26 protein-coding genes and 1 pseudogene are annotated in these 25,995 nt (G+C 37.1%); 8 read left to right on the forward strand and 19 right to left on the reverse strand.

The genetic code is table 11. The features are described from left to right. Positions 1–3: 3 nt before the first annotated feature. Together PHX18_06750 and PHX18_06755 are read right to left on the reverse strand one after the other, a co-directional pair. Positions 4–1,260, reverse strand: a complete 1,257-nt coding sequence (locus PHX18_06750) for a cation:dicarboxylase symporter family transporter (GenBank protein ID MDD3594308.1) — start codon at positions 1,258–1,260, stop codon at positions 4–6. 51 nt (positions 1,261–1,311) lie between these two features. Beyond that, positions 1,312–2,337: a thiamine phosphate synthase gene (locus PHX18_06755; GenBank protein ID MDD3594309.1), complete on the reverse strand. Its 1,026-nt coding sequence runs from the start codon at positions 2,335–2,337 to the stop codon at positions 1,312–1,314. A gap of 130 nt (positions 2,338–2,467) precedes the next feature. On the opposite strand from PHX18_06755, the gene PHX18_06760 reads away from it, so the two are divergent. Continuing rightward, the gene (locus PHX18_06760) at positions 2,468–3,046 is read left to right on the forward strand and encodes a sigma-70 family RNA polymerase sigma factor (protein ID MDD3594310.1); all 579 of its coding nucleotides are present in this window, start codon (positions 2,468–2,470) and stop codon (positions 3,044–3,046) included. Positions 3,047–3,061: 15 nt separating this feature from the next. Beyond that, positions 3,062–3,382, forward strand: coding sequence for a hypothetical protein (locus PHX18_06765; protein ID MDD3594311.1), 321 nt, complete (start codon positions 3,062–3,064; stop codon positions 3,380–3,382). Here the strand turns inward: PHX18_06765 and lgt are convergent. Genes lgt through PHX18_06790 form a run of 5 tightly spaced genes read right to left on the reverse strand, consistent with a single transcriptional unit; the run spans position 3,348 to position 6,576 of the window. Then, positions 3,348–4,145 carry a prolipoprotein diacylglyceryl transferase gene (lgt, locus tag PHX18_06770; GenBank protein MDD3594312.1) on the reverse strand — a complete coding sequence of 266 codons (798 nt, stop codon included), beginning with the start codon at positions 4,143–4,145 and terminating at the stop codon, positions 3,348–3,350. The two genes, PHX18_06765 and lgt, sit on opposite strands and share 35 nt — an antisense overlap. Next, positions 4,145–4,711 (reverse strand): tetratricopeptide repeat protein, encoded by a 567-nt coding sequence (locus PHX18_06775; protein MDD3594313.1) that lies wholly within the window; start codon positions 4,709–4,711, stop codon positions 4,145–4,147. The genes lgt and PHX18_06775 overlap by 1 nt, the downstream gene beginning before the upstream one ends. Beyond that, complete coding sequence (gene murQ / locus PHX18_06780) at positions 4,701–5,624, reverse strand: N-acetylmuramic acid 6-phosphate etherase (GenBank protein ID MDD3594314.1); 924 nt, start codon at positions 5,622–5,624, stop codon at positions 4,701–4,703. The genes PHX18_06775 and murQ overlap by 11 nt, the downstream gene beginning before the upstream one ends. After that, a complete protein-coding gene (locus PHX18_06785) occupies positions 5,624–6,217 on the reverse strand; it encodes a flagellar biosynthetic protein FliO (protein MDD3594315.1) in 594 nt (197 codons plus the stop codon). Before PHX18_06785 ends, murQ begins: the two co-directional genes overlap by 1 nt. Continuing rightward, positions 6,214–6,576, reverse strand: coding sequence for a response regulator (locus tag PHX18_06790; GenBank protein MDD3594316.1), 363 nt, complete (start codon positions 6,574–6,576; stop codon positions 6,214–6,216). The genes PHX18_06785 and PHX18_06790 overlap by 4 nt, the downstream gene beginning before the upstream one ends. A 109-nt stretch (positions 6,577–6,685) precedes the next feature. Between PHX18_06790 and PHX18_06795 the strand changes: the two genes are divergently transcribed. Further along, a complete protein-coding gene (locus PHX18_06795; GenBank protein MDD3594317.1) occupies positions 6,686–7,924 on the forward strand; it encodes a PAS domain-containing sensor histidine kinase in 1,239 nt (412 codons plus the stop codon). Here PHX18_06795 and PHX18_06800 read toward each other — a convergent pair. After that, entirely contained in the window at positions 7,908–8,171 is a 264-nt protein-coding gene (locus PHX18_06800) for a hypothetical protein (protein ID MDD3594318.1), read from the reverse strand. The genes PHX18_06795 and PHX18_06800 overlap by 17 nt on opposite strands. A 152-nt stretch (positions 8,172–8,323) precedes the next feature. On the opposite strand from PHX18_06800, the gene gyrA reads away from it, so the two are divergent. The 4 genes from gyrA to PHX18_06820 are packed head-to-tail and all read left to right on the forward strand — an operon-like array spanning position 8,324 to position 12,871. Further along, entirely contained in the window at positions 8,324–10,936 is a 2,613-nt protein-coding gene (gene gyrA / locus PHX18_06805) for a DNA gyrase subunit A (protein ID MDD3594319.1), read from the forward strand. Between the two features lie 12 nt (positions 10,937–10,948). After that, on the forward strand, positions 10,949–11,227 hold the full coding sequence (locus PHX18_06810) for an ACT domain-containing protein (protein MDD3594320.1): 279 nt from the start codon (positions 10,949–10,951) through the stop codon (positions 11,225–11,227). Between the two features lie 11 nt (positions 11,228–11,238). Beyond that, on the forward strand, positions 11,239–12,606 hold the full coding sequence (locus tag PHX18_06815) for a PFL family protein (GenBank protein ID MDD3594321.1): 1,368 nt from the start codon (positions 11,239–11,241) through the stop codon (positions 12,604–12,606). A gap of 13 nt (positions 12,607–12,619) precedes the next feature. Next, on the forward strand, positions 12,620–12,871 hold the full coding sequence (locus PHX18_06820; protein MDD3594322.1) for a transcriptional coactivator p15/PC4 family protein: 252 nt from the start codon (positions 12,620–12,622) through the stop codon (positions 12,869–12,871). Here PHX18_06820 and PHX18_06825 read toward each other — a convergent pair whose 3' ends face one another. Then, entirely contained in the window at positions 12,872–14,122 is a 1,251-nt protein-coding gene (locus PHX18_06825; GenBank protein ID MDD3594323.1) for a hypothetical protein, read from the reverse strand. It abuts the gene before it with no gap. A 113-nt stretch (positions 14,123–14,235) separates the two neighbouring features. Here PHX18_06825 and PHX18_06830 point away from each other — a divergent pair, with 113 nt between their 5' ends. Beyond that, entirely contained in the window at positions 14,236–15,840 is a 1,605-nt protein-coding gene (locus PHX18_06830; protein MDD3594324.1) for a hypothetical protein, read from the forward strand. Here the strand turns inward: PHX18_06830 and PHX18_06835 are convergent. The 10 genes and pseudogenes from PHX18_06835 to PHX18_06880 form a co-directional block, all read right to left on the reverse strand. After that, complete coding sequence (locus PHX18_06835) at positions 15,837–16,787, reverse strand: hypothetical protein (protein ID MDD3594325.1); 951 nt, start codon at positions 16,785–16,787, stop codon at positions 15,837–15,839. The two genes, PHX18_06830 and PHX18_06835, sit on opposite strands and share 4 nt — an antisense overlap. 12 nt (positions 16,788–16,799) lie before the next feature. Further along, positions 16,800–18,014, reverse strand: coding sequence for a cysteine desulfurase NifS (nifS, locus tag PHX18_06840; GenBank protein ID MDD3594326.1), 1,215 nt, complete (start codon positions 18,012–18,014; stop codon positions 16,800–16,802). Positions 18,015–18,023: 9 nt separating this feature from the next. Next, positions 18,024–18,473: a NifU family protein gene (locus tag PHX18_06845; protein ID MDD3594327.1), complete on the reverse strand. Its 450-nt coding sequence runs from the start codon at positions 18,471–18,473 to the stop codon at positions 18,024–18,026. Further along, positions 18,459–18,839 (reverse strand): annotated as a pseudogene (locus PHX18_06850) (iron-sulfur cluster assembly scaffold protein). The gene PHX18_06845 and the pseudogene PHX18_06850 overlap by 15 nt, the downstream one beginning before the upstream one ends. 78 nt (positions 18,840–18,917) lie before the next feature. Continuing rightward, positions 18,918–20,273 (reverse strand): replicative DNA helicase, encoded by a 1,356-nt coding sequence (gene dnaB, locus PHX18_06855; GenBank protein ID MDD3594328.1) that lies wholly within the window; start codon positions 20,271–20,273, stop codon positions 18,918–18,920. Between the two features lie 138 nt (positions 20,274–20,411). Next, the gene (gene hisH, locus PHX18_06860; GenBank protein ID MDD3594329.1) at positions 20,412–20,996 is read right to left on the reverse strand and encodes an imidazole glycerol phosphate synthase subunit HisH; all 585 of its coding nucleotides are present in this window, start codon (positions 20,994–20,996) and stop codon (positions 20,412–20,414) included. Further along, positions 20,993–21,577, reverse strand: a complete 585-nt coding sequence (gene hisB / locus PHX18_06865; protein MDD3594330.1) for an imidazoleglycerol-phosphate dehydratase HisB — start codon at positions 21,575–21,577, stop codon at positions 20,993–20,995. Before hisB ends, hisH begins: the two co-directional genes overlap by 4 nt. Next, complete coding sequence (locus PHX18_06870) at positions 21,577–23,292, reverse strand: aminotransferase class I/II-fold pyridoxal phosphate-dependent enzyme (protein ID MDD3594331.1); 1,716 nt, start codon at positions 23,290–23,292, stop codon at positions 21,577–21,579. Before PHX18_06870 ends, hisB begins: the two co-directional genes overlap by 1 nt. 102 nt (positions 23,293–23,394) lie before the next feature. Then, positions 23,395–23,553 carry a hypothetical protein gene (locus PHX18_06875; protein ID MDD3594332.1) on the reverse strand — a complete coding sequence of 53 codons (159 nt, stop codon included), beginning with the start codon at positions 23,551–23,553 and terminating at the stop codon, positions 23,395–23,397. 206 nt (positions 23,554–23,759) lie between these two features. Beyond that, positions 23,760–25,931 (reverse strand): hypothetical protein, encoded by a 2,172-nt coding sequence (locus PHX18_06880; GenBank protein ID MDD3594333.1) that lies wholly within the window; start codon positions 25,929–25,931, stop codon positions 23,760–23,762. Positions 25,932–25,995: the final 64 nt, after the last annotated feature.

A 25,995-nucleotide genomic window follows, 5' to 3' on the forward strand; every position in this document is an offset into this window, starting at 1 on the left:
TCTTTATTTATTCCTTGAAATAAACGCATGCATTTTATCGTAGTAGAAAGAGTTTTCCCAACGGGCAACAACAGTGGTAGCAACGCAGTTACCTATAACGTTAACCGTTGTTCTTCCCATATCAAGAACCTGGTCAATACCCAATAAAATCGCAACCGCTGCAATAGGAATATTAAATGTACCTAAAGTTCCCGTTAAAATAACCAAAGAAACCCTTGGAACTCCGGCTACACCTTTGCTTGTAAGCATAAGTGTCAACATCATCATTATTTGCTGCGTAAGGGTAAGCTCTATCCCGCTGGCTTGTGCAACAAAAAGCGCTGCAAAAGATAAATAAAGGGTACTTCCGTCCAAATTAAATGTATATCCTGTAGGCATTACAAAGCTGACAATATTCTTTGGAACTCCGAATTTTTCCATAATTTCCATAGCTTTAGGCAATGCAGCTTCCGAACTTGCCGTTGAAAAAGCAAGCAAAGCAGGTTCTCTTATAACTTTAAGCAAGCTTAAGAACGGGATACGGACTATTTTGCACGCTATCAGCAGAACACAAATCACAAATACAATAAGCGCTAAATACAATGTTCCGATAAGCTTGGCATAAACCGTCAACACGGATATACCGTTTTGACCTACCGTATTTGCAATAGCGGCAAATACCCCTATAGGCGCAAAATACATAACATATTCGGTAACTTTAAACATTATATCCGCGATAGAACTTAAGAAAGCCGTAACATTTTTACCTCTTTCACCTATAGAAGCGAGTGCAATAGCAAAAAATACCGCAAAAAACACTATTTGAAGAATATTACCTTGTGCCATTGATTGTATAACACTTTCAGGAACAAGGTGAACTATCGTGTCATGTAAAATATTGCCAGTATTAACAGTATGTGCAGAACTTTGCATTTGCTCGACAACATTCATACTTGCCTTGGACACGCTTATATTCACTCCGCTTCCGGGATGGAAATAATTAGCAAAAACCAAACCTAAAATAAGTGCAATGGTTGTTACAATCTCAAAGTAAATCAGGGTTTTAATCCCCAGCTTGCCTATCCCCTTCATATTGCCATGTCCGGCTATTCCCACAACAAGTGTTGAAAAAATCAAAGGGGCGATAATCATTTTAATAAGTCTTAAAAAACCGTCCGCTAAAGGAGCAAGTTTAACTGAAAAAGAAGGAAATAGCCATCCGCACATAACACCCAAAATTAAACTCAGAAGTATAAACATTGTTAATTTGGATTTTCCCAACAGCTGACTCCTTTTCTCTATGCTTAAATTATAAAAGCATGGATAAAGCCCTTATTCAAGCAAAAATTTTGTAAAGGTTTCAGCAGCAGTCTCCGGATTAGCGGCATTTATCACAGCTCTGACTACCGCTACCCTTTTTGCCCCAAGACCTGTAACCATCTTAACATTTTCCGTGTCAATACCGCCTATGGCAAAAAACGGAATATTAACATTGTTAACAGCCCATTCAACATATTCCAGCCCTACAGCTTGTCTTCCCGCCTTGGTAGGTGTTTCAAAAACAGGTCCGACCCCGATATAATCAGCACCGTCTTGAACAGCTTTGAGTGCTTGTTCGGGGCAATGTGTGGAAATGCCTACTATTGTATTGTGGTCAAGAATTGCACGGGCGGATTTAATATCCGCATCATCCTGCCCTAAATGCACACCGTCAGCCTTGGTAATTTGTGCTATATCAATTCTGTCATTCACTATAAACAAAGCGTTATAAATAGAACACAGTTCTCTTATCTTTTTACCCAATCTTATTATTTTAGCCGCATCTGCCGTCTTTTCCCTAAGCTGAACTATTTGAACGCCGCCTTTCAGCGCCGAGGCTACGGCATTTAAAAACTCGTCTTCAGTGTCAAATTTATCTGAATTGGTTACCAAATACAGCTTCTTATCTTCCAGTCTGTATTTATTTAATTTATTTTGAAGTTGTTCGTACATTTTCTTCTCCAATGTATAAGATGCATACCTGCTTTTTTCAAATGTTTCAAAATTCATACCGCATAAAGGCGCATATTCGCTCAAAACCCTTAATGACTGCTCTAATCTTTTAAAATTAGCTTTGAATATATTCATCAGGTCATTTCGTTTTGTCGGGTTCTTAATATCAGTACCGACATCATTTTCTACATCTCTTGAATTTAACAAAGCATTATATGCTTTGTCTGACGCATCAGAAATTTCATGCCTGATAAATTTTAACTCACGTGAAAAGTTTTCATCGTTAAGATAGAACCTTGAAATTTCTTCAAGAATTCTAAGTGCTTCCGTTGCACGATTAACATTCACATCAATTATTCTTTTCATATCCTCTTTAAATTTAGCCGAATCGGGCTATTTTCAATACGAGCTTATTACCTAATGATTATATAACAAAGAGCAAACATTTTTCACCACAAATATCGTAATTTGTTAATATCGACTAAGGCAGTTAATTATGACAGATTACAAAGACAAATCTCTTATAGAGTTGGTAAAGCTTGCTCAACAAAATGACAAAAAAGCATTGGAAGAACTTATCAGACAAGAGCAAAGCAGTATTTACAAGTATTTCAATGCTCAAAAAACCAAGGCTGATGATTTACCTGATTTAACCCAAGAGGTTTTTTTGAAGATGACAAAATCCATAAAAAGCCTGAAAAACCCGCTTTTATTCAAGTCATGGTTAAATCGGATAGTAAATAATGTGTTTTTGGATTTTTTAAGAAAAAAACAAAGACAAAGCAAATTCCATTCGGTTTTCTTACCTGAAAGTATCGGAGCGCTTCAAGAAGTACCTGATACCGATAAAACACCTATCGAATTTTCTCTTGCCGAGGAACTCAAGGGGAAAATAGAAATCGCAATACAAGACTTGCCGGTTAAATTAAAAGATATGCTTATATTACGTGAATTAAAAGGGTTATCTTATGAAAAAATAGCTTCAAAAGAAAAAATTAATATTAATACCGTTAAATCACGTTTATCAAGAGCCCGCTCAAAACTTAAAGAGGATTTAAACAATTACTTAGATTAAAAGGGGAAACAATTTATGAAAAAAATTTTCAAAACAAAAGAAGAAAGACTGCCTTTTATTTACCAAATACTCCAATTCTATGCCCAAAACCATGAAATCCATAAAAATTTAGAAAAAGAATTTTTACACAACCAGGAAAAACCTGTAGAAAAAATAAAACTATGCCCTTTTTGTCAGTATGATTATGAGCATTTTAAAGAAATAAAACCAATTAACAACGGCGAGCCCAGATTTATTGAGTCAACCAGAGGCAATAATGCGGTATATTATTTCTTAATATTTTCATCAATTATTATGCTTCTCAGCTCGGGTCTGTTTTTTCTTTTAAACTTATAAATAAACCGCCGACTGATACTGCGCAAAGAACCAAACTCACCCAAACAGCAACCGGTATCTCCAGTATATTTAGAACACTGTCAACCCTTACAGTTTCTATAAGTATTCTTCCTATGGAATACAAAAGTAAATAGGAAAAGAATACTATGCCCTCTTTCGCAATAAAAAACCTCTTAATTACAAAATATAAAACCAAAAATATAAAAATATTCCAAAGGCTCTCATACAAAAAAGCAGGATGAAAGACTTCAAAAGCTTTGTAAATTTCGGGTCTGTTTTCTAAAGGGATTTTAACCCCCCACCAAATATCAGCAGGCTTGCCGAATGCTTCAGAGTTGAAAAAATTCCCCCATCTTCCCACCGCCTGCCCCAACGGCAAAGCAAGTGCAAATAAATCCGCATACTTAAAAAAGCTCAAATTATGCTTTTTGATATAAAAGTACCCTGCAATCATACCGCCTAACAAGCCGCCATGAATGGACAAGCCGCCCTTGTTTATCATTAGTATTTCAACCGGATTTTGCAGGTAATAAGGCAGACTTAACAGCACAAAATACAAACGTGCCCCCACTATTCCGCCCAAAAGTACCCAAAAGGCAATTTCATAAATATTTTCAATGACATTATTGTCGTTGTATATTTTTTTGCCAAAATAAGCGGCAGCACCCAGCCCTATAAAAAACGCAAACGCAACAATAATACCATACCAATATATACTTATAAACGGCGTACTTATGGCAATTGCACCCGGAGAAGAAAGCATTAATGATTCCCTTTGTATTTTTCTATATCTTTTTCAAGCTGTAAAATCCGTTCTTTGACTTCCGAAGCATCTTTAGGGTCTTTTAAAATCTCTATGTATTTATTAAGGTCGGCTTTTGATTTTTCAAAATATTCAGCTACAAAAGCTTTTTGTTCTATAGTAAGTTCAGGCGCTTTATCAGAGGATGAAACCTCTTCGGAATTTTCGTCCTCTTCGCCGTTTATAATTGCAAATGCGGCCGATTCATAAGAAATCGAACGTGCATAATATGCATCAGAAAAATCCGGTTTTAGTTTAATTGCTTTATCAAGAGCTTCTATTGATTTTTTATAATCTTTTTTCTCGTTATAAGCAATACCAAGATTGTAATAAGGTTGATATAAAGTGTCATTCAAATCTATAACCGACTCTAATCTGGCAATGGCTTTATCATATTCACCCTGTTCCATATAGACTTGCGCCTTTTCATTCAATTTTTGAACATCAAGATTGGAAAGATTTTGTTCACATCCGCTAAACAGCAAAATTGAAGCAAATATTATCAACAATGAAAATTTATTTCTCATAAGAACCCTCCTTATCAATATAAACTATTGTTTTCCTTAAAATACCGTCATTTAATTTTAGCATATGCAAAGCTTCTTCTAAACTAAAATTATATTTCAGGGTTAAAATTGCAGCTTTTACATTGTATTTTGTCAAAATCAAAGCTTCACAGGCTGCGTTATAATCTACATTCGCAAGCTCTGATACAATCCTTGCGGCTCTGTCTTTGAGTTTATCATTTGTCGGCTTAAGGTCTATCATATAATTTTGATACGTTTTGCCTGTTTTGACCATTACTCCCGTGGATAACATATTTAGAACAAGTTTCTGCGCCGTTCCCGCCTTCATCCTTGTAGAGCCTGTAATTGCTTCTTCACCTGTCAGAAGACAAATAAAAATATCGCAGAGATTTTTAATCTTTGCTTCACTATTACATGTTATCGCTACGGTAGAAATATTATTTTCTCTTGCCTTAGACAATACCCCGCAAACCCATGGCGCATTACCGCCTGCACTTATTCCGGCAACAACGGAATTTTCATTAAAGTTTGAATTTAAAAAATCAATCCCGCCTTGTTCAAAATCATCTTCCGCACCTTCTATTGCAGTCCTTAGAGCTTTATCCCCTCCTGCGATATAACCGTATACAAGTTCAGGCTCAACTCCAAACGTCGGAGGACACTCAGAAGCATCCAATACCCCCAGCCGTCCGCTTGTGCCTGCCCCAAAGTACAACAAATTGCCGCCTTTAAGGATTTTTTCGGTTATTAAATCTATTGCTTCCGCAATTTTTTCTTTTTGCGCTTCGACGGCTTCAACCGCTTTTTTGTCCTCGTTAGAAATCATCTGCGCTATTTCCAATGAAGAAGCCAAGTCTATATTAACGGTATCATGGTTTTTGCGTTCGGTTAAAATAACTTTGTTATCTGACATTATTCTTTTACTTCTTGGTCAAGCTGTTCAAAATCCATCGCTTTGTCTTTAAATATTTTTTCTATGCATTCATCTGTCATAGCTTTATTTTCGTCTTTTTTCTCCATTTCGGAGAGCAAGTTAACGCTTGAGGGTGTAGTTCCCACGATTAAACGTTTGTCGTTAATTTCAATAAGGTAAATACTTTTACCCGCCCCAAGCTGCATTGAAGATATAATCTTAAAAGTGTCTTCATCAAGCTTGGAAAACTTGCCGCTAAGAAGGCTTTGAGGGTTAATACGTTTAAACTGGATATAAACCCACGCTGTAACCAAAATCAAAAGAACGACAAACGTAAGCGACACAAAAATATCCAACACGGATTTTTCTTTTTTAGCCGGATATTGCGCTTCGTTACTAAAATCACCTTTAGCTTCCGTATTTGAAACAGGCTTATAATTTTTCTTAAAATCGCCGTATTGGTAGTCTTTTTTATTTTTATGCTCCAGTTTTAACGGCTGCATAACAGGTCTTGCTTCTTGAGCTAAAACAGCACCGGAAAAACAAATCATAACAGCCAAAATAACCATGCAGAAAAATGTTTTTTTCATCATTGTTCTAACGCCCTTCTTATTGACTGCTTAACTCTTTCCGCCCTGTAAGGTTTTACTATGAAATCCACGGCCCCTGCCTGTATTACCTCTATAACTATTGCCTGCTGCGCCAAAGCTGTACATATACAGATTTTGGCTTCCGGGTATTTTTGAAGCATTTCTTTCAAAATCGCTACTCCATCGTCATCGGGCATGGCTATGTCCATAATTACATAGTCAGGCTGGCACACAGGATACATTTTTATGGCCTCACTACCCGTAAGCGCCTCCGCTACAATTTCATGCCCTGCTTTTGATATTATGTCTTTCATTGAAATGCGCTCAAATGCCACATTATCAACTATCATTACTCTCGCCATTTTTACTCCTTTAATTCTGAGCTTCAAACCAAGTATCTGATTGTTGTATTATTATATTAATAATTATATTATAAAACAGCAGAGTTACACAACTTAAAAAGGCTTTTCTATGCCGGATAAAATTTTAAAAGATATCGATAAAGTGATAAAAGCCGTAAGGTACGGTGATTTATCGAAACGTATCGACACGTCCAAAAACATTGAAAATGTTAATACCGCCGTTAATTTTAATAAAATGATAGAAGCTTGTGAAGACAGAGAGCGCATGCTTGAAGAATACCGGATTAATTTGCTCGAAAAAACCGAATATCTTGGTATGCTGTTTAATCTTATGAGCGAAGGGTTAATGATACTTTCTGAAGATTATAAAATAATACGTGTCAACGCAAAACAGGTAGAATGGCTGCACAAATCAAAAAAAGATTTAATAGGCAAAAGTATTTTTGATGTATTAAAAAAATACGATATAAGCTTTTACGATTCCGGCGAAAAACTAACACCGTCTACATTTGAAAATAAAAAATTAAAAACACTTAAAATAAAAGTGGAGTTCAAATTTTTAAAATGGGTTTTTGAAATATCAGCCATACGTTTTTTAAACAAAGACAATACCGCAAATATTTTAGTAATTTCAAAAAATATAGACTCACAAATAGAACTTGAAAATATGAAAAATTCTTTCATAGCAACGCTAACGCATGATTTAAGAGTTCCTATTCTGGCGGAAGCTAACGTTATAAAACTTTTTGAAAATAAAGCTTTCGGCAAAATTTCAACGGAACAAAAAGAAGTTCTGACAAATATGGCTCAAAATAACAATGATTTACTCAACCTTGTAAATACGCTATTAGAAACTTATAAAATAGATGACGGTTCTTATCGTATCCGCAAAAAACCGAATAATATTGTTGAAGTGGCAGCCAAAGAAATCGCAAAGTTAAAGCCTATTGCCGATAAAAAAGGGCAGCAATTAATCCTTAAAGCCGCAAACAAAATCCCTGAAATAAAATTTGACGCCGCCGAAATATCGCGTGTGTTTCAAAATATTATCACCAACGCAATAAATTACTCTAATACAGGCTCTGTAATAAGGATAAAAATCTCCTCCGCCAAAACAGCCGTAAAAGTCGCGGTAATAGATAACGGCAAAGGGATAGAACCGCAGGAAATAAATAAAATTTTTGAAAAATATTACACTACCGCCAAAAAATTCAGAAAAATAGGCACAGGGCTGGGACTATTTTTATCTCAAAGAATAATCACAATGCATGGCGGCGAAATTAAAGTTAAAAGCAAACCTGATATAGAAACGGTTTTTGAGTTCACTTTGCCTATTTCAAAAAGCTAAATGCTACAACCTCATCAGCAAACACATTTAGCCAGCTCGTTTCCCCGTCTTTGGAAGGACTGGAATCATGTTCAAAATCCATACCCACAGGAACCACCTTTACATGCCTTAATGCAATAACATCGTCCAGAGTGGAATCCGTTACAAACTTTCCCTTTGCTTTAAAGGCTTTTGTAAAAATAATTATTTCATCAGAATCATCTGAAATTTTAGCAACCTCTTTAATTATTCTATACTTAGCTTTCATGTTCTTCTCCTTACGCAATTTACTAAATTAATAGTATCAGTATTTTCAAAATTTAGAAATACTCCTTCTTCTTAACCTATTTGTCAGCAAAGCTTGCTTGTGTTAATATTTAGGTATAAACAAGAAAAATTAATTGTTAAGGGGAGAGTAAATTGAGCGAACAAAAAACACTTTTTGGTGATGGAAATATAGTTCCTGTAAATATAAGAGAAGAAATGAAAAAATCTTACATAGATTACGCTATGTCTGTTATCGTAGGCAGAGCGCTGCCTGATGTAAGAGATGGTTTAAAACCCGTACACCGCAGAATTTTGTTCGCAATGAGCGAACTGGGGATGACTTCGGACAAGCCGTTTAAGAAATGTGCGCGTATCGTCGGTGAAGTTCTCGGTAAGTATCACCCGCATGGTGACAGCGCGGTTTACGAAGCGTTAGTCAGAATGGCACAGGATTTTTCAACCCGTTACCAGACAATCGACGGGCATGGCAACTTTGGCAGTATAGACGGGGACAGCGCCGCTGCAATGCGTTATACGGAAGCCCGTATGGCGCCTATTACAATGTCTATGCTTGGCGATATCGAAAGCGAAACCGTTGATTTTGTTCCGAACTTCGACGGCAGTTTAGAAGAACCTTCGGTGCTTCCCGTAAGATTACCTATGCTTCTTTTAAACGGCGTAAGCGGTATTGCTGTGGGTATGGCGACAAATATTCCGCCCCATAACGCAGGTGAAATTGTTGACGGTATTATTGCAATGATTGACAATCCTGAAATTACATCGTCTGAATTGACTGAATATATAAAAGGTCCTGACTTCCCGACCGCAGCTAATATAGTCGGAATGAACGGTATCAGACAAGCTTACGAAACAGGAAGAGGCAGCATTGTAATGAAGGCTGTCGCTGACTTTGAAGAAGTTTCAGGCGGACCGGGCAGGCATGACAGAACAGCCATTATAGTTTCGGAATTACCATATCAGGTTAACAAAGCCGCTTTGATTGAAAAAATCGCAGAACTCGTTAAAGAAGGCAGATTGACCGGCATATCGGATTTAAGAGATGAGTCTGACAGAGATGGTATGCGTATAGTTATTGAGCTTAAAAGAGATGCTAAACCTGAAGTAGTGAAAAATAATTTATTCAAGTTCACTACAATGCAAACAACTTTTGGCGTAAACATGCTTGCATTGGTGGGCAAACAGCCAAGACTTTTAAATCTGCCTGAAGTATTGAATGAATTTATTGAACACAGGGTAGAAATTGTTACAAGAAGAACAAGATATGACCTTAAAAAAGCCCGCATGAGAGCCCATATTTTAGCAGGTTTAATTATTGCGTTAGGTTCTTTGGATGAAGTTATTGAACTTATTAAAAAATCAAAATCCGCAGAAGAAGCAAGAAACGGTTTGATTACACGCTTTGGGCTGGATACCGACCAGGCGAATGCTATTCTTGAAATGCAATTAAGACGTTTAACAGGCTTAGAACAGGATAAAATCAGAGCCGAATATGCGGAATTAAAGGCTAAAATCGCTGAATACGAAGCAATTCTGGCGGACAGAAATAAAATTTTAACTATTATTAAAACCGAATTGATTGAAGATAAAAATAAATATGCGGATGAAAGAAGAACAAAAATTGTTCCGGCAGAAGATGACGGTTTAAGCATAGAAGATTTAACCCCGAATATTCCTATGGCTATTTTTATAACCCGTCAGGGGTATATTAAAAGAATTGCATTGGATACCTTTGAAAGACAAAACCGTGCCACAAGGGGCAAAGGCGGGATGAAGACCAAAGAAAACGATGATGTTGAACATTTCTTTACCGCTATGATGCATGATAAAGTGCTATTCTTCAGCTCAAAAGGAACGGCTTACAGCCTTAATGTCTATGATTTCCCTGAAGGAGGCAGACAAGCTAAAGGATTACCCGTTATTAACATTTTGCCTATAGACCAAAATGAAAAAATTACCGCTGTAGTTCCTGTCAGCGAATTTAGTGCTGATAAAAATTTAATTATGCTTTCCAGAAAAGGCTATATTAAACGTATTCTGCTTGATAATTTCAAAAATATCAGAAAAACAGGTATCATCGCCATAGGCTTGGATAACGATGATGATTTGTACTGGGTTAAGGAAGCTGATGAAAAAGACGAAATTATTATAGGAACAAGCCATGGTATGGCAATAAGGTTTGCCATCAGTGATTTAAGACCGCTTGGAAGAAGCGCAAGGGGAGTAAACTCTATGAAGCTTCGCCGCGACGACTCTTTAATCGGCTGCGATATAGTTCCTAACGACAAAGACGCGGATTTACTTGTCATTACAACAGACGGATTCGGGAAAAGAACCAAGTTATCCGAATTCAGACCGCAAAACAGGGGCGGTATAGGTTTAATCTGTACCAAGTTTAAAAACGCACAAAGCAGATTAACAACCCTTACTATAGTAGACCCGTTGGATGAAATTATGCTTGTAACCGCTAACGGTGTTGTTTCAAGGCAAAAAGCAGGTAATATATCACAGCAGGGAAGACCTGCAACCGGTGTCAGGGTACAAAACCTTGTAGACGGGGATACTGTTGTTGTTGTTAACAAAATTGTTGACCCTGACGATAAGGAGATTGATGAAAACACCCTGCCTGAAACTTCCGCCTCGGATAACCCGCAAATAACTTTTGAGCAACAGTCTTTAACTTCTCAGACAGTTCAGGATTTAGCGGATGAACTTATCGAAGAACAAACAGACAATAACGAAGAGTAATCGGGGTTGAATATGAAAGACACAAAAATCATCGTAACAATTTTCGGTGCGGACAAAGTAGGCATAGTTGCCGAAATAGCCCGGGTAATGTCACAATACAGCATCAATATAGACGATATAAGCCAGACGATTGTGCAGGATTATTTCGTTATGTTTATGATTTGTGATATAAAAAAATCAACCTACAATTTTCTTGAAATAAAAGAGGCTATCCAAAAGCAGGCTCAAGAGTTAAAAATGGAAGTTTGGGTTCAGAAAAAAGCAATTTTTGATAATATGCACACTATTTAGGAAGTTCAACAATGTTTAACATAAGAACAGAATCCATACTCCAAACAATTAATATGATAAAAATGCACAACCTGGACATAAGGACGGTTACACTGTCTTTAAGCCTTAGAGATTGCATTTCTTCCGATATAAAGGAAACCGGGGATAAGATATACGAAAAAATCACCCGTTACGCCAAAAACCTTGCCCGTTACGCAAAAGAAGCGGAAGAAGAATATTCAATCCCCGTGGTAAATAAGCGTATAGCGGTAACGCCCATATCTCTTATAGGTGAAAGTGCAAAAGAGCCGGATTATATTCTTTTAGCCAAAAAACTTGACGAAGCAGCCTTTGCTGTTGATGTGGATTTTATAGGCGGTTTCGGAGCTTTGGTTGAAAAAGGCTATACCAAAGGCGACAGAGCATTAATAGAAAGTATCCCCGAAGCGCTTTCGGTAACAAATAGAGTGTGTTCTTCCGTAAATGTTGCATCCTCAAAAGCAGGTATAAACATGGATGCTGTATGGGAAATGGGCAAAATCATAAAAAAAAGCGCAGAACTGACAGCTGACAAAGACGGTTTAGGCGCCGCAAAATTAGTGGTCTTTTGTAATGTGCCGGGAGATAACCCTTTTATGGCAGGGGCTTTTCATGGATATGGCGAACCCGAGTGTGCGCTAAATATAGGAGTTTCGGGTCCGGGAGTTATACGTGCGGCATTACACTCTCTGCCTAAGGATGCTGATTTTGGCGCTGTAGCAAATAAAATCAAGTCCATTGCTTATAAAATAACCAGTACGGGCGAACTTGTCGGCAGAGATTTGGCAGAAAGATTAAATATCCCGTTCGGAGTTATAGACTTATCGCTTGCACCGACACCCGCCGTAGGAGATAGCGTTGCTAATATCCTTGAAGAAATGGGGCTTGAACATACAGGCGCGCACGGTACTACTGCGGCGTTAGCCCTTTTAAATGATGCCGTTAAAAAAGGCGGTACGATGGCAACCTCTTATGTAGGCGGATTAAGCGGGGCTTTTATCCCCGTAAGCGAAGATGCAGGCATGATTGAAGCTGTTGAAAAAGGCGCGCTAAGCCTTGATAAACTTGAAGCTATGACAAGTGTATGTTCAGTCGGTATTGATATGGTTACCATTCCCGGTGATACTTCATCCGATATAATATCAGGAATTATAGCAGATGAAATGGCAATAGGTATGATAAATAAAAAAACAACCGCTGTCAGGGTTATTCCTGTACCCGGCAAAAAAGTAGGCGATTACGCTTATTTTGGCGGACTGCTCGGAGAAGCCCCCGTTATGAAAGTTAATTCGTTTAATAACTCTGTATTTATCAACAGAAAAGGGCGCATCCCTGCTCCAATACATAGTTTAAATAATTAAAGGAGAAATGAAAATGTCTGATTCAAATATTTTAGCAAGTATTCCAAGAAGCGCTACCGAAGAGGTTCAAATTGCAATAAATGAATATAAAGGTAAAAAATATCTTGATTTAAGGGTTTACTACACAACCGATGACGGTATTAATTGGAACCCTACAAAAAAAGGGGTAACTTTTTCACCTGACCGCCTGCCGGAAGTTAAAGCAGCTATAGAAGCAGCCATAGCGGAATTTGGGATAAAAGAAGAAGAAGAAGCGGAAGAATAATTATCTCGCTCTTATGAATATCCTCTTTCTCTGCGGTGTATATAGCTTCTTGCTTTCTTGCAGAAGCTCTAAGTCTGTTATTGCATCAGAATCTGATGTTTCTTTTTTCCTTATGGCATTTACGTAGTAGCTGCCATACCCCTCGTTATAAGCTTCAATAATGGACTTGGAAAATAACTTGGGGGTTTTCCAATATGAGGTGTGTGCAGAGGCAACGAATTTGTTTGAACGTATATTGGACTTATCATAAAGGAAACCATGGTTAGGTTTTATCGTACAATCGTATTTATCCTGAAACGTTGCAATCAAATCATAATTATCATTAGTTGATATAGGAAATCCTAACGGGTCTTCGGCATAGTTAACAGATATAAGGAACATATTATTCTCTATTATGTATTTTAATAAATGCAAATAGAGCTTACTTGAACTCATATTAAATCCTGAATAAAATAAAGTTACGGGTGTACCGAATAAAACAATGCCCTTTAAACTGCCATCCGCGACGCAGGCATCTTTTGTAACATTTGCCATATTTTTATAATTTTCGGTTAAATGGTCCCTATCAACTAAAACAAAAGAACCGTCTCTCAGATAATTTGCAATTCCCGATAATAATAACCCGTCAACACAGGTATTTTTAGAATATATTTTTTTGTATTCCATAAGCCGGGCTTCGCTGACCTTCCTTTGTCTTAAAAAATCTATAGGGTCAATCATAGGAAGTTTATAAAGCAAATACTCAAAAGTTATAAAAGAACCTGCGCTATGCCCAAAAAGAACAAATTTATCTTCATTCTGGTCAACCGAATAATTAATTATGGAATGCAAGTTTCTGACAACAGGGCGCATATTGTTATATTTTTGAATCCAAATAGCATCATGCAAAGTATAAGTCAACGTTGAGCGAACGCTTTGTGCAAGTTTAGGACTAAAAAATTTTGTTATATCAAGCCAATCTACCATTAAATTCAGGTCTTCTTTACTTCTATCCCCCCAATAAAAAGCAATTGGTTCGCTATCTATAACGTAATAACCGTCTCGTAAAAAATGTTTTTTCGCAAGCGGGTCATTTTCAAAAGCTTTTTTAATGTAAGGATGTAATTCTGCGACAGACTTTGAAAATTCCTGTTTCTTTGCATAATTATTGTCATTGGTACCGTGAATATATATAAAGTTCACATCCTGGGCTTTGCAAGTACCCTGCAAAAAAACAAGCATAAATATAATTATTGCCAAAAATCTTTTCATTCTTAACCCTTTATCTTTTTCATCATCTTCAAATCATACTTTACTTTCCATATTTAAGCAATTTTTTCAATCAAATATACTTTATATATATATCGTATAGAATAGGCAAGAGCATGGCTGACCCGATAGTAAATAAAAAACTGATAACGGATAAACCCGCAACAAATGTTACAACTTCTCCAATAAAAAAAGATGAGAAGAAAGCCATTGATGCTTCAAATATTCATACAAACCCTGCAAAATCAGTAGACCCGTCAGGTGTAAGCGTATTAACGGACACCGGTAAAGTGCAAGGCTCTGATAATATTTTTTCAAGCAATTATAAATTCACGCTGCAGCCCTCAAAAAATGAAACCGAAACAACTGCGCCAAAAACAGAAGGAGCAGAAAGCACTGCTGATATACAAATTTTTGGCGGTAATGATAAATTTAGTCTGTCAAATAAAAATAACGACTCTATTTTTGGCAATAATAAAGATAATGCTGACTCCGATGATGAATACGGCGGAATGTTGTCATTGAAAACGAACTCCACATTGGCAAAAGCAGATACAACCGTTGCAAGTTCAGGCGGTGGCGGTGGCGGAGGCGACAGCGTTGCAAAATTAAAAGAAGAACAAGAAAAACTTGAAAAATTAAACTCAGGCAGTTCTTTGAAGAAAGCCTTTAAAGCCAATAAGTTAAAAAAACAAGGTGAAAAAGTAGAAGAAGCAGGCAAAGAAGTAGAACAGGAAAAAGGCGCCGAAGCCGAAAAAGGTCAAAATGACGCAAACAAAACCCAATCAAAAGCCAATTCTGAAGCATCAAAAGCAGGTAGCAAAGCTACTCAAAGCAGCCAAAAAGCTGACGATAAAACGAAATCATTAAATAAAGGTGCAGGCAACACGCAAGATACAGAAAATGCAAAAAACAAAACCCAAATGGGTGAAGCTATATCGAAAAAAGAACAGGAAATAAAAGGCGATGGAGCCGAAGGAGCAGCAGAAAACAAGGCTCCGGGAGGCAATTCACCTGAAGCAAATAAAGCAGAAAACTCCGCTAAACCTGTTGATGCAAATTCAATAGCATCTGCAAAAGGCGATTTGAATAAATTTTCACCCTTAGCAACGCAAGAAGCCCAAGGAAAAGCTCAAGCTGCGCAAGGCACAGAAACAAAAAATCAAGGCGAAGCCGTAACTCAAGTAGCCAACGGTATTTTAGGCGCCGCACAAATGGTTCAGACGTTAGGACAAACCGTAAAGGTTGCAGGTCAAGCTACTAAAGTTCTCGGACAAGGACTGGAAGTAATAGGCGAAGGCATTAAAAAAATAGGTGATGCCTGCGGCTGCATACCGTACGTGGGTCCTGCTCTTAAAGCCGCTCTTAATGCGGTTGGAGAGGTGGTAAAACAAGGCGGTACACTGCTCAAAGATACCGTAGCTCCTGCACTTGAACAAATTGGAGATAAATTAAACTTTACAGGTGAGAAATTAAATACACAAGGCGAACAAAAACTTGCCGAAGGCACTAACCTTACGAAAACAGGAACCCAACAAATTGCCCAAGGCACACAAACCTTGACCAAAGGAATACAGGGCGGATTGACATTAACCCAGCAAATACAAGAAAAAATAGGCGAAGATAATAAAGGTCAAAAATCCGGTTCAGGTCTGTCCACTACAAATCAGGCCGTAGGAATGGTCGGCAACGGCGCTAATTTTATTAAAAATATCTGCTAGACAAAATCTATTTTATAAACAGCGTCAGGTTTGTCTTTCTTATGTTCAGGCAATTTTTTGTATAGTTTAAAATATGCATGTGCAGGCAAATCAACAAACTCGAACGTAAGTTCAAATTGTTCAGGCGAACCGTTATTGCAGCCATCAGGCTGATCGCAGCTTCTGCCCCTGTGTATAAAATCCCTAAACTGATAAATAACGTTCGATGCATTAGGTTTAACGGCAAATCCAATATTTTTATAACTGTAAATATAACCGTAATTGTACCCGAAATCACGCGCATTTTTAGCATCAAAAGAATATTTAAACCTATTTTTATCTCTTTGCCAGTCAGTATGCGCTGTAGCTTTTATAAAATCAGTTAAATTGTATTTAACGGAAAAAATATTTTTGTCCGAATTAACTTTCAGGTCAAAAGGCTTTGGATAAATATCATCGCAAATCCAACCGTTTATAGAATAAGCATAATTGGTATCTATAGCTATTAAAAGAAGCGGGTTATTAATAAAGCGGGATTCCTCAGACATACCCATATCGCTGTAAGGTCCGCTCCCCCTGCACATAATCCCCTGCATGCCCCACCAGGGCAAATTATCTTGTATCCTTCCGAATACCTTTTCATCAGGGGTATAATCTTTAATCTCAAAAGGCAAATTTTTAACGGCTTCTTTCCTGATTTCATATATTTCAGCTTTGGTTTTGCCGTCATATTCAGAAAGTTCTTTTATCTCAATATTATAAGCATTATCATCAATTGCAAAATCTTCTTCCGGCTGTTCCTTTCCGTTTGTTATTTCTTCCAGCGGATGTAAAACCGAATCCATCATTTCAGTTATTTCAATCTTTTTTTTAAACGGAAAAGTTTCAGGCAAATTACCGCTAAAATATAAAACAGCAGTCAAAATGACCAGAACTAAAGCTATAACTTGTAACCTAAAATTATTCATATCATAACCTAATTAAGCATTTTTATTGTTTTTGCGAATTTCGCATAACTCCTTCAGCTCTTTTTGATAAGGAGAATAACTGTTAATTTTCTTTATTATATCAGGTATCATTTTTAGAGTATAGTCTATTTCTTCCTGAGTTGTATATCTGCTCAGGCTAAATCTTATGCTTCCATGCAAAGCGGTAAAAGGTATACCCATTGCCTTTAGAACATGGCTGGGTTCCAAACTTCCGCTGGTGCAGGCGCTGCCTGAACTTGCGCAAATACCGTTTTGAGAAAAATGAAGCAAAATAAGTTCACCTTCTATATACTCAAAGCTGATATTTGATGTATTAGGTACCCGGAGCGCTTTTGCACTGTTAACTCTGGCATTAAATACCGTTGATAAAATCCCTTTTTCAAGTTGATTTCTTAAATCAAAAACCCTTGTCGCTTCATCATACAAATACTCTTTTGCTAAAACTGCCGCTTCTCCCATACCAACGATACTTGCAACATTTTCTGTTCCTGGGCGAAGGCTTCTTTCCTGATGTCCGCCAAGCATAAGCGGCGGAAGCATAATTCCCCTGCGAACATACAACGCACCGACGCCTTTGGGAGCGTGAAATTTATGCCCCGCAATACCAAGCATATCTATTTTTGTATTTTTAACATCTATAGGGATTTTTCCGCATGCCTGCACCGCATCAACAAAAAACAAAGTTTTAGGGTTGATTTCTTTTATCATATTGGCAATTTTTTCAACAGGAAAAACCACGCCTGTTTCATTATTTGCCCACATCACAGAAACCAAAGCCGTATCATCAGTTATAGAATGTTTAAGTTCATCCAAATCAAGCTCACCTTCGGAGTTAACCCCGATGTAAGTTGTCCTGTAGCCCCTTTTTTCAAGCCATTTGTAAAGGTTTAAAACACAAGGATGTTCAACCTTTGTCGTAATAATATGTTTTTTCTCCTTGTTAATTTCAAGCGCGCCTTTTATTGCTATATTAGCGCTCTCTGTGCCGCAGCCGGTAAATGTTATTTCATAATCATTTGCAGCGCCCAATAAATCAGCAACCTGCTCTCTCGCTTTTGCTACGTCATGGCTTATCTCACCGCCAAATTCATGCATGCTTGAGGGATTCCCATATTTTTCCGTCAGAAAAGGAATCATTTTTTCAAACACACGCTCATCAACTTTAGTGGTGGCATTATTATCCAAGTATACTAAACATTTTTCCATAACCGCCCCCTAAACTGCTATAACCTCTATGTCCGGTGATACTTGTTCTCTTAGAACTTTCTCTACAAAGTTTTTCAACGTCAAAGAACTCATAGCACAGTTTGAGCAGGTACCTTTTAATTTTACAAACACTTTATTGCCTTCAACCTCTATAAGCTGTATATCACCGTCATCTTTTCTCAGCTGGTCTGAAATATACCCTTCGATAAGAGAATTCACTTTAATAATAAGCTGGGTTTGTGTTAAAGGTACGGACTCCTGTTTTTCGGTATTTTCATCATCAATAATTGCCTGAACGTCTTCTTTGCATTTACCGCAGGCGGACCCGACTTTTGAAACCGCAGCCGCTTCATAAATATCTTTAATTTTGTGTTCTCTTATTAATTGTCTGAGTTTTTTTTCCGTAATACCATAGCACTGGCAAACTGTTCTATCGCAGCTGTCTTGAGATTTTGCAATGCCTTTATAATTTGCAAAAGCATCATCTAATGCTTCTTTTCCCATAACGCTGCAGTGAATTTTTTCATTAGGCAGTCCGCCCAAAAATTCTACAATATCGTCGTTTGTAATTTTTTCGGCTTCTTCTACTGTTTTGCCTATAATCATTTCCGTTAAGGCGCTTGAGCTTGCAATAGCCGAACCGCAGCCAAATGTTTGAAATTTGGCATCCGTAATAATACCTTCATCGTTGATTTTTAGATATATTTTTAATGCATCGCCGCAAACCAAACTGCCTGCTTCGCCCACTGCATCAGGATTTTCTATTTCACCGACATTCTTAGGGTTTGTATAATATTCTTTAACTTTATCAGTATAGTCCCACATAATAAACCTGCTCTGCTTGTACCGTTTATAAAAATCTTAGCACAAAAAGAGTTTTGCAACTTCCCTTTTAAAGAAAAATTAAAATACTTCTGTTCTGACAGCCTTGTTCTTGAATTTGGTAATACTGGACTGGAAGAGCAGCTCAACTTTACCTATAGCGCCGTTTCTTTGCTTAGCTATCACTACTTCGGCTTTACCTTTATTTTCGGGGCTAGAGTTATCTTTGTCGTAATATTCTTCCCTGTGAATAAACATAACAATATCGGCATCTTGTTCTATTGAACCTGATTCTCTCAAGTCTGATAACATGGGTGATTTGTCGGTACGTTTTTCAATATCTCTTGACAATTGCGAAAGCGCCAGCACCGGCACGTCAATTTCCCTTGCTATGCCTTTTAATCCTCTCGAAATAGCTGAAATAACCTGCACACGGTTGTCATTGCCTGCTTTAACGGTACCTTCCATTAACTGTAAATAGTCGATAATAACAAGCCCGATTTGTCCGGTTTTCATCGAAAGCCTTCTGCATTTTGCTCTTAAATCCGTAATAGTAAGCCCGGGGGTATCATCAATATAAATAGGCGCTTCAGACAAAGAACCCATCGCCTCCGACAGCGCAATCCAGTCATTAGCCTGCATTCTGCCTGATTTCAAACGACTGGAATCAATCTCCGCTTCAGAACAAAGCATCCTTTGCACAAGCTGGTCTTTTTTCATTTCAAGAGAAAAAACCAAAACGGGTTTCTTTTCTTTTACACCGACGTGTTGTGCAATATTTAATGCAAAAGCCGTTTTACCCATAGAAGGCCTTGCCGCCAAAATTATCAAATCCGATTTTTGAAATCCGAAGGTTATATTATCAAGGTCATAAAATCCGCTCGAAATTCCCGCCAGCTCTCCGCTGTTATTATACCTGTGTTCTATCTGCTCGTAAGAATCGCCTACAATATCTTTGATATGGATTAAGTCTGATTTAGTTCTTTTTTGTGCAATAGAAAATATCGCCTGCTCGGCAAGTTCCAGCACAGTACCTGTCTGACCTTCTTCATAGGCCATTTCCACGATATCGGCGCCTGCATTGATTAAATCGCGTAAAGAAGACTTTTCCGCAACGATTTTTGCGTAATATTCCGCGTTTGCCGTTGTAACAACATGCAAAGCAAGGTCGTTAATTTTCGCCCGCCCGCCGACAGACTTAAGGAGTCCTTTGGTATTCAAGTCCTCTGACACCGTGATAATATCAATAGGTCTTGTATTGTTAAATAAATCAAGAATACTTGCATAAATCTGACCATGGGCAGGGTCATAAAATATATCGGGAGAGCTTAAAATCTCAACAATCCTTGGTATTACATGCGGATTTATAAGCAATGCACCCAGTACATTCTCTTCAGCTTCTATGCTCTGCGGCGGTATTTTTTCTGCTTTAGCCAAACTAACCTCTCAACCTAAACTAAAATATATCCCGTTCCATGCCCGTCCTTTTATTGTAACTTAAAGGCAGCCACAAAAAATGATTTATTATGCAAAAATTTACATATTAAGACCACTGAACAAATCAGAAATCTTATATTATTTTTCAAGCCAGTTTTTTATCGTGCTAACACCGGCTTCGCCGCTTTTTTCCGGATGGAACTGCATCGCAACAAGATTTTCTTTCTCTATGGAAGCGCAAAAATCAATATGGTAGTTTGCAACGGAAGAAACAATAGTTTCATCCCGCGGTTTCACATAAAAAGAATTTACAAAATAATAAAAGTCATCGCTTAATACCGTATTAGGGGGCAATGTTTTAATTTTATTCCAGCCTATTTGAGGGATTTTCCCTTCCGTAAATTTCACAACACTGCCTTTAAAAAGCCCCAGCCCTTTTTCTCCCGGAGCTTCTGCGCTTGTTTCAAACAAAACCTGCAGCCCGACACATATCCCCATAAAAGGAATTTGTTTTTCTACAGCTTTGTGAATGGTAAAATCAAGCCCGCATTCTTTCAGCGCACTCATAGACTGACCAAAATGCCCCTGTCCGGGAAAAATGATTTTTTCCGCAGCCAAAATTTCCCTCTCTTTTGATGAAACGCCAAAGTCATAACCCAAAGATTGCAACAAGTTGGTAACACTCCTCACATTGCCGCCGCCGTAGTTAATAACACGAATCATAAAATACCTTTTGAAGAGGGCATTATATCCTTGTACTTTTGGTTAATTTCACATGCCTGAGCCAGCGCACGGGCAAAAGACTTGAATGCCGCTTCTATAATATGGTGGGTATCTTCGCCGTAAAAAGCTTTTATATGAAGAGTTGCAGCGGCAGCCGAGGCAAAACTTGAGAAAAAGTGCTTTATAAGTATGGTTTCAAAATCGCTTACTTTCTCATCTTTAATATTCAAATCCGTATTAGAAAACGCCCTTCCGCTAAAATCAAGCGACGTAAGAACAAGAGCCTCATCCATAGGGATGAAGAAATTGCCGTAGCGGTTAATTCCTTTTTTATCACCCAAAGCCTTTTTAAAGGCATCGCCCAGGGCAATTGCCGTATCTTCAATACCATGGTGGGAGTCGCCGTCAAGAGATTTCAACTCGATATCGAGGTCAAAATAGCCATGCACAGCTATTTGCTCCAGCATATGGTTGAAAAATTTAAACGGTGTGGAAATATTTTTTTTACCTGTACCGTCCAGATTAAGAGTGATTTTAACCTCGGTTTCAAGGGTTTGTCTTATAACTGTTGCTTCTCTCATTAGCGCTGCTCCAAAAAGTCGATTAATTCTTCTGTGTTCTTTAATACTACCATAGCACCGTTGTTTTTCAAAAGAGTTTCAAGTTCAACGCTTTTATCCTGAGGAGGTAAAACCCCCATAGGAAAAGCATTGGCAGATACCGCACAAATCATATCATCAGGCGTGTCGCCCAAATAATATAATGCTGTCGGTAGTGCTGTTGTCTTTATTTTCTCTAAACCCGAACAATGCGGTTTTTGTTTATCTTTTGGTAAATCATCCATTGTTATAACGGGTTCAAAAAGATTTTCGACCCCTGCTTTTTTAACGGCATAAAGAGCTTCTTCCTTTGGTCTGCCCGTAAAAATTGCTAAATCATACTCTTTAGCCAAATCTTCCAATTTTTCTTTTGATATAAGCCACTTTTCGTTAGAGATTAAACCGTCGTAATCTTCGCCTAAATAAAGCTCCTGAAATTTTTCAATAATTTCTGACTTGGAAATATCAAGCCCCTTTTCTTTGAGCAAAAACTCCGTCAAATCCCAATCGTTATTTAAACCGCCCTTGTTTTTTGCTTCGCTTATTTTATCAAAAGATATCTCTTTATTTGCAAAAAATTCGTATGTCTTTTTAACAGCCATCCTGTATGACTGAGAGGTATCAACCAAAACTCCGTCCATATCAAAAACTATCATTTCTCTCGATTGAAGCGCATTAACAAGTTTTTTTGCTCCCTTTATATCACAAATAGTCAGCCTGAAGTGATTTTTTAATTCTCCTTTTTCAAACAGCTTTGTCTTAATTTTTTGTTTCAGCAGTTTTTTATAAATAAATTTTGCTCTTTCACCAAAATCTATACATAAAAAGTTTGAAAAGCTTGGATAAATTACTTTTGCAAAAGAAGCCAAAGCTTCTGTCAAATATTTTTTAGATTTATCGACCTCTTTTTTAATATATTCAAGGTGTTTCAAATCCTTAAGAGCGCTAACTCCTGCCAAACAGGCAATAGAATTAACGCTGAACGGCGAAATAATTTTTCTTATTGTTTTAACCAGACTCTCATCCGCAATTATATAACCCAGACGTAAACCCGCCAAAGCAAAGTCTTTTGACATAGATTTAATTACTATTACGTTATTATAGCGCTTAGCCAAATCCACATAGGTTACATCAGCATAAGTTGCATAAGTTTCGTCTATCAAGATAATAGAGTGCTGTGCTTTAGCTATAATTTTTTTCAGACTTTCATCACAAATAAGCTCACCCGTGGGGCTGTTAGGTGATGTGATTATAATAAGTTTTGTTTTTTCATTAATTGCATCTAAAAAATCATTGAGGGGAAATTCCCATTTTTTCACATAGTTAATCTCTTTGTATTCACAACCGCTCGTTGCACCGTAAGTTTTTGGCATAGAAAATGAAGGGGTAACCGTTAATACTTCATCACCTGATTCTACGAAAGCATCAAAAACATACTTCAAAGCCTCATCTGCCCCGTTTGTAGGCAAAATATAACTTTCATCAATATGATTATAAAGGGCAAGTTCTTTTATAAGCTCGCGGTATTTAGGGTAAAATTTTATGTTTTTAATATCAATATTTTTTATTGCATTTAATACCCGTTTGGATGGTCCTATAAGATTTTCATTGAAATCTAATTTAAGCAGCCACTCCTCCTGCCCATCGAAGACAGGATAGCTCTCTATATTCGCAATGGATTTCTTCGGCTTAATCATACGCTTAATATACTGCAAACACTTCTTATCTGCAATCAAACTAAAACAATCGGTCAATATCTTATTTCAGACAATAAAAAAAGAGCCAAAGCTCTTTTTTTATTAAAACAGTCCTAAAATACGTTTGTACCACGAAAGTTTCTTCGCCACCCTGTTTCCGTTAACAGTGGTGTTTTCAGTTGTTTTCTCCAGATAACGTCCAAAATAATCGTCTTTCAGAGCATTTTTCTTTGCCTGTACTCTTTTCAATAGAGCTACCATAGATGACCTCCTATTTAGTCCAAGGATAGTAAAATTCCAACTTAGCAACTTACACAAGAATAATACCATGTTTTCTTGCAATTTGCCAGCCCCTTATATTAAAAAAGAACTAAAAATAACTTGCTAGTTGACATTCAATATCTTTACAAAAATATACTAACGTAAAACAGACACTTTTTAAACCCATGCTGCATGCCTTATCTGCTCTAATTTAATATAGTAAGTTGAGAAATATCAGGGTCTAATAATCTTCTCCCAAACTCATCAAAATTGATACTACATAACTGTTTATTACCATGGGTAATTATTTTTTTTACAATACCTCTGCCGTACTTTTGATGTTCTACAAGCATGCCTTCTTCTATTTTGTTTGTATTATCGGTATTGTCTTCTTTTTCGTCATAATCGGCAGAATATACAGGTAATCCGGAAGGTTCTTCTACCATTTGCCCATCGATTGCTATTTCATCAAAATCATCTATATCCAAATCATCCTCTTGCAAAAGGTCTAAAAATTCATCATCGTTAGTGTCAATTTGAGGCTCTTCACCCTGTTTCACAACAGGGATAGAGTTAATCGCCACATCAGCATCTACATCCTCTTCCTGCTCTCCTTGTGAAAAATCCAATTCATCCAAATCAACCTCTTCTGCTTCCATATCTTCAAGGTTGACAAGTGAATCATCCTGCGGGAATTCTATATTTTCAACAACTTCCGTATCAAAATCATTTTCATCGTTTCCATCCTCAAAGATATTGCCCGCGGGGGGTATGACTTCCTGATGAGGTGCCGGTGTGATTTCCGATGTATCAGGTTCAGAATAAGCGGGAATACATTCCGTATCTACAACTTCAGGCTCCGGGAATTCTTCTTCGACAGTTAATTCTTCATCTTGAAAGACAAGTTCGCTGTCAAATTCTTCCCGCAAAACTTCTTCCGTGCCGGTGGTAATTTCTTCAATTTCATAAGGAACTTCTTTGGGTTTATCATCTTCAAAAACTTCATCAAAATGTTTGTTCATGTGGAATTCATCTATATCAATCTCTTTTTGAAGAAAATCAATTTCCTGACCCTCTTCTATATTAATATCAGGGTTTACGGCAGGGATTTTTACGGTTGTTGTTTGAGCTTCTTCGGTTTCTGTAACTTCACTGCTCATATCAACAAGCATGAATAAATCTTTTGTAAGCTCGCCACTAATCAAAAAGGCATTTTCAGGAAGAGCTGTTATAAAATTAAATATCTCGTTTTGTTTATTAAACTGGGTATGTGATTTTAAAAGAATAATATTTTTGGAAAAATCTATAATATTATCTATCTGTATGTATTTATAGTTAGAAGCGATTATGGGCTTCAAGCCTGTAGCTGCGGTTTTAAAAAGAAGATTGTTAATAATCTTATTATCGGAATTCTCTTCATCCAGACAGACGTACATATAAAAGTTATTTTTTAGCCTTTGGTTCATATTTAAAAAATTAGTCATAAAAGTTTTATGCCATTCTAAAGGTATTTCGCTAAAATCAATACAAAGGGTTTTAGCTTTTTTTAATTTATCAAAAAAACCGAACACTTCGCTCTCTTTATCCGCAAAAAGATTGAGTTTTTCGTACTTAATCAGTTTATTCTTAAGAATTACAAGCTGGGGGATTTTTAACTTTTCGTAAATATCATTAACTACGCTTTTAAATGAAGAAAATGGTATAAACCCGCTCTTGCATTCGTCAGCATACTTGCTTACTTCTATAAACACATCTTCAATAACAGCCTTGCTCTCAAGCGAAATTCCTTCCAATATTCCCGCATAAATATCGTCAATGACAGAAGACGTAAGAGGCAGTTTTATATCCGCGCCTGCGACAAGCCTTTCTGCACCTTTAAATTCACAATTGCCTTTAAAGTCCAAAAGCAAGAGCAATTCATCATAACGGCTGAATTCACTCACAAGTTTTTCTGCCAAATCATTCAGGCTTTTTTGTCTGTCAAAACCTATAAAAACCGGTGCTGAAAATTTCGATAACGGAAGATAAAGTTTTTTAGCGGTAAATTGCAAAATATTACCGAAACAAAGTGTATTTTTAAAGTCTTCAATATTAAGATATTCGCTGTAAAAATAAGGCGAAACAAACGCTACGGAAGCATTTTTGGAAACGGTTTCTCCATGCCAGCTCAAAAACTTGCCCTGTTTTTTAGTCAAAATTATATTCAAATAGGCGGTATTAAAATCATTATCTATGGAAGAAACGGCAATTTTAACAACCTGAGCTATAACATTAACGTTAAATTCTTCAAGCTCTAAAAAATCACCTATTTTAATCTGATTAACCGACGGTTTATAAATAATTTTTACGGATTGGAATTTTACTTCTGTTATTCGCATTAAATTATTTCCACACTATATGCCCTTCTGTCGAAATAATAGCATAAATATTTTTTTATGCCTA

It is taken from the genome of Candidatus Gastranaerophilales bacterium (assembly GCA_028696075.1).
Classification (GTDB): domain Bacteria; phylum Cyanobacteriota; class Vampirovibrionia; order Gastranaerophilales; family JAILCC01; genus JAQVHS01.